Below are 4,112 nucleotides of genomic sequence, written 5' to 3' on the forward strand. Positions count from 1 at the left end.
ATCCGCGCGCTGCTGCGCGATGGGCGGCGCGACGAGGCCGTGCGGGCGCTGCAGGACTTGCGAGGCGACGCGCCCGCACTGGAACTGCCCGACGACCTGCGGGCGCTATTGCCGCCCGCGCCCTGACGCCTGTTGCCAACGAAACCGAGGCCTGGCATCGACAGAGACACCCGGCCATGCCCTGCAAAGCGCCCTCTTCACCTTGGGGCATGGCGCCTTGCCGGGTGGCGCTTCAGCGCCCGGCAAGGCTGCCGCCGCCGTCCACGCCCAGCACCTGGCCCGTGATGAAGCCGGCGTCGTCGGACAGCAGGAATGCGATGGCGGCAGCCACTTCGGCCGGCGTGCCCAGGCGTTTCATGGGAATGGAGGCAAGGGCCCGCTTTTCGCCGTCGCTGCCAGCGGGCTGGGCCACGCGGAACAGCTCGGTTTCAATGGGCCCTGGGGCCACGGCATTCACGGTGACACCGTATTCGGCAAGTTCCAGCGCCCAGGTGCGGGTGCAGCCGATCAGGGCGCTTTTGGCCGCGGAATAGCTGGTGCGCTCGAGCCCACCGTGAATGACCCGGCTGGACACATTGACGATGCGGCCCGTGCGGCGGACTTTCATGGATTCGACGAACGCCTGGGTTACCTGCACCGCCACCCGCACGTTCAGGTCCATGACGCTGTAGAGCGACGCCAGGTCGATTTCGCCCAGTGGCTGGGGCCGCACCACGCCCACGTTGTTCACCACCGCATCGACCGGGAACTTGTCGCGGATTTCGCGCAGGACCTCTTCGGTGCGGCCCGCATCGGACAGGTCGCAGGCATACAGGTAGCCGGGAAAATCGATATGGTCGGTATTGCGCGCGATACCCACGACATGGCAGCCGAGGTCGGCCAGCCGCTGGGTCAGGGCCCAGCCTATGCCCTTGGTGGCGCCCGTTACCAGTACGCATTTATCCTTCATGGGAATCCTCGCTTCAATAAGGTCAGGGTTCGCGCTTGACCGGCACGCGGGGTGCCAGCGCGCACAGCAATTCGTACCCGATGGTGCCGGCCGCGCTTGCCACTTCATCGACCGAGGGGCCGTCCTGGCCCCACAACGATACCGGTGTGCCGATACCCGCCGCCGGGACGGGATCGAGGTCGACCATCAGCATGTCCATGGACACTCGCCCCACCAGGCGGGTGCGCACGCCGCCCACCACGATGGGCGTACCCGTGCCGGCATGGCGGGGATAGCCGTCGGCATAGCCGCAAGCCACCACGCCGATGCGCATGGCGCGCTCGGCGCGGAAAGTGGCGCCGTAGCCGACATCGGCGCCAGCGGGAATATTCTGGACGCCGATGATCTGGGATCGCAGCGACATGGCCGGCCGCAGCCCGTACGCCGTGGCGGACGCGTCGTCGAACGGTGACGCGCCATACAGGCAGATACCCGGCCGCACCCAGTGCGCCGGGCTTGCGTTCGCGACGGCGATGTCGGGGTAGCGCAGGGTGGCGGCCGAATTGCACACACTGATGGGGCCATCGCTGTTCAGGCCGCGGATGGCATCGCGGAATACCTGCATCTGGCCGGCCACGCCCTGCGACCCGTCGGCGCATGCGAAGTGCGTCATCTTGCCGATGGTGCCCACCTGGCCCTGTTCGCGCAATTGGCGCGCGCGCGCGTAGGCGCCTTCATAGGCTTCGGGGGCAAACCCCAGGCGATTCATGCCGGTGTTGAGCTTGAGCATGATGTCCACCCGGCGCGACAGCCTGGAATGCGCCAGCATGTCGAGCTGTTCGCGCGTGTGGACGGACGCGGTGAGATGGTAGCGGTCGACCAGTTCCAGGTCGGCCGGCTGGAAAAAACCTTCAAGCAGCAGGACGGGGCCGCCCCACCCCGCCTCGCGGCACCGCACGGCCTCGGCCAGGTCCAGCATGGCCAGGCCCTGCGCGGCCGAAAAGCCGGCCACCGCGGCTTCGATGCCGTGCCCGTAGGCGTTGGCCTTGATCACCGCCCAGACGTTGGGCGCCACGCCGGCACCGGCCTGGGCGGCCTGGGCAAGATGGCGCCGCACCGCGTCCAGGTTGTGGCTGAGCGCGGAAGTCGAGATGGAGGCTTGTATGGGACGGGGCATGGGAAATCCTGTGGCAGCTAGTCTAACTGATCCGGCCGGACGCTCCCCGGAAAGCGCCACTAAAATACCCGTACGGCGGCCAGGGGGCCGCTGCCCGCATGACTTATGGCCGTCGATCATTACGAAAACTTTCCTGTTGCCTCGGTGCTGCTGCCTCGCCGGCTGCGCCGCCCAGTCACCGACATATACCGCTATGCCCGTGCCGCCGATGACATCGCCGACGAAGGCGACGCCAGCGACGAACAACGCCTGGCCAGCCTGGCCGCGTTCCGGGCGGAACTGCATCGCATCGGCGCCGAGCCCGGCAGCGTGCCGGCAGCCGCGCCGGAACTGGCACCCATATTCGCCCCGCTGGCGCGCACCATCGCCCGCCACCAGTTGCCCATTACCCCGTTCTTCGACTTGCTGTCGGCCTTCGAGCAGGATGTCACCGTCAAGCGCTATGACGACTATGCGACGCTGCTCGACTACTGCTCGCGCTCGGCGAATCCGGTGGGCCAGTTGATGCTGCACCTGTACGACGCCGCCACGCCGCAGAACCTGGAGCAGTCCGCCGCCATCTGTACCGGGCTGCAACTGGTGAACTTCTGGCAGGACGTGCGGCTGGACTGGCGGAAGCAGCGGGTCTATCTACCGGCGGCCGACCTGCGGCGCCACGGCGTCAGCGAAGAAGACCTGGCAGCCTGCCGCCTGACACCGGCCTGGCGCGCGCTGATGGCGTTCCAGGTAGACCGCACACGGGCACTGCTACACTCTGGCGCTCCGCTGGCGCGACGCCTGCCGGGGCGTATCGGGCTGGAATTGCGCATGGTGGTGCAAGGCGGGCTGCGTATCCTCGAACGCATCGAACGCAACGGCTACGACGTGTTCATGAACCGCCCCGAACTGGGCCCGAAAGACTGGGCCGTCATGCTGTGGCGCTGTATCGGGCCTTCCCGGGACGCGCTGCGCCCGTCCACCTCGGGAGAGCGGCGCTGACGGGCTGGCAGGGCCGGATCCGCGGCGCCCCCGTTCGCGCGGCGCTGTCGCAATGCGTGGCGCGGTGCGCTGGAAAACTGAAGGGATACTCACCAATTTATGACGCCTGACGACTACTGCCAGGAAAAGGCCGCCAAAAGCGGATCGAGTTTTTATTATTCGTTCCTGTTCCTGCCGCCGGAACGCCGCCGCGCCATTACGGCGCTGTATGCATTCTGCCGCGAAGTGGACGACGTGGTCGACGAATGTTCCGACCCGTCGCTCGCCCGCGTCAAGCTGGCCTGGTGGCGCACCCAGGTCGACCAGTTGTTCGGCGGACAGGCCGAACACCCGGTCATGCGCGCGCTGCAGCCCCACCTGGAGGCCTGCGGTATTTCGCGCGAACGCATGCTGGCGGTGATCGACGGCATGGAAATGGACCTGGACCAGACCCGCTACCTGGACTGGCCGGGCCTGCGCAAGTACTGCTGGCACGCCGCCGGCGTGGTGGGCGAACTGTCGGCCGGCGTGTTCGGCTACACGGATCCCCGCACGCTGGAATACGCCGGCAAACTCGGGCTGGCCTTCCAACTGACCAACATCATCCGAGACGTGGGCGACGACGCGCGGCGCGGGCGTATTTATTTGCCCGTGAACGAACTGCAGCAATTCGACGTAAAGGCCGCCGAGATTCTCGACGGCACCTATTCCGACCGCTTCACTGCGCTGATGCAGTTCCAGGCCGAACGGGCGCGGCAGCTATATGGAGAAGCCATGGCCGCTCTGCCCGAAGCCGATCGGCGCGCCCAGCGCCCGGGCCTGATGATGGCGGCCATTTACCATGCGCTGCTCGACGAAATCGAGCGCGACAACTGGCAGGTGCTGCACCAGCGCATTTCGCTGACCCCGTTGCGCAAACTCTGGCTGGCCTGGAAAACCTGGGTGGGCGGCGGCCGCGGCCTGTTGCGCCGCCTGGCGCGATGAAAATCGCCATCATCGGCGCCGGCTGGGCCGGCCTGGCCGCCTGCGCCGCGCTGCGCGAGGCGGACG

Annotated in this window: 4 protein-coding genes; 2 read left to right on the forward strand and 2 right to left on the reverse strand. The window is 67.5% G+C overall.

Features of this window, described 5'->3' with window-relative positions:
- Positions 1-232: 232 nt before the first annotated feature.
- Both LPZ50_RS22700 and alr read right to left on the reverse strand, forming a co-directional pair.
- A complete protein-coding gene (locus LPZ50_RS22700; RefSeq protein WP_230665087.1) occupies positions 233-949 on the reverse strand; it encodes an SDR family oxidoreductase in 717 nt (238 codons plus the stop codon).
- Between the two features lie 22 nt (positions 950-971).
- Complete coding sequence (alr, locus tag LPZ50_RS22705; RefSeq protein ID WP_230665088.1) at positions 972-2,105, reverse strand: alanine racemase; 1,134 nt, start codon at positions 2,103-2,105, stop codon at positions 972-974.
- A gap of 105 nt (positions 2,106-2,210) precedes the next feature.
- On the opposite strand from alr, the gene hpnC reads away from it, so the two are divergent.
- Positions 2,211-3,083 carry a squalene synthase HpnC gene (gene hpnC / locus LPZ50_RS22710; protein ID WP_230665089.1) on the forward strand — a complete coding sequence of 291 codons (873 nt, stop codon included), beginning with the start codon at positions 2,211-2,213 and terminating at the stop codon, positions 3,081-3,083.
- Between the two features lie 99 nt (positions 3,084-3,182).
- Positions 3,183-4,046: a presqualene diphosphate synthase HpnD gene (gene hpnD / locus LPZ50_RS22715; protein ID WP_230665090.1), complete on the forward strand. Its 864-nt coding sequence runs from the start codon at positions 3,183-3,185 to the stop codon at positions 4,044-4,046.
- Positions 4,047-4,112: the final 66 nt, after the last annotated feature.

The sequence above is a fragment of the Bordetella petrii genome (assembly GCF_020991325.1).
GTDB lineage: Bacteria > Pseudomonadota > Gammaproteobacteria > Burkholderiales > Burkholderiaceae_B > Bordetella_A > Bordetella_A petrii_E.

Bases quoted from the DNA above. Each gene is read 5' to 3' on its own strand.
- LPZ50_RS22700 (WP_230665087.1), bottom strand. From the start codon at position 949: ATGAAGGATAAATGCGTACTGGTAACGGGCGCCACCAAGGGCATAGGC.
- alr (WP_230665088.1), bottom strand. From the start codon at position 2,105: ATGCCCCGTCCCATACAAGCCTCCATCTCGACTTCCGCGCTCAGCCAC.
- hpnC (WP_230665089.1), top strand. From the start codon at position 2,211: ATGGCCGTCGATCATTACGAAAACTTTCCTGTTGCCTCGGTGCTGCTG.
- hpnD (WP_230665090.1), top strand. From the start codon at position 3,183: ATGACGCCTGACGACTACTGCCAGGAAAAGGCCGCCAAAAGCGGATCG.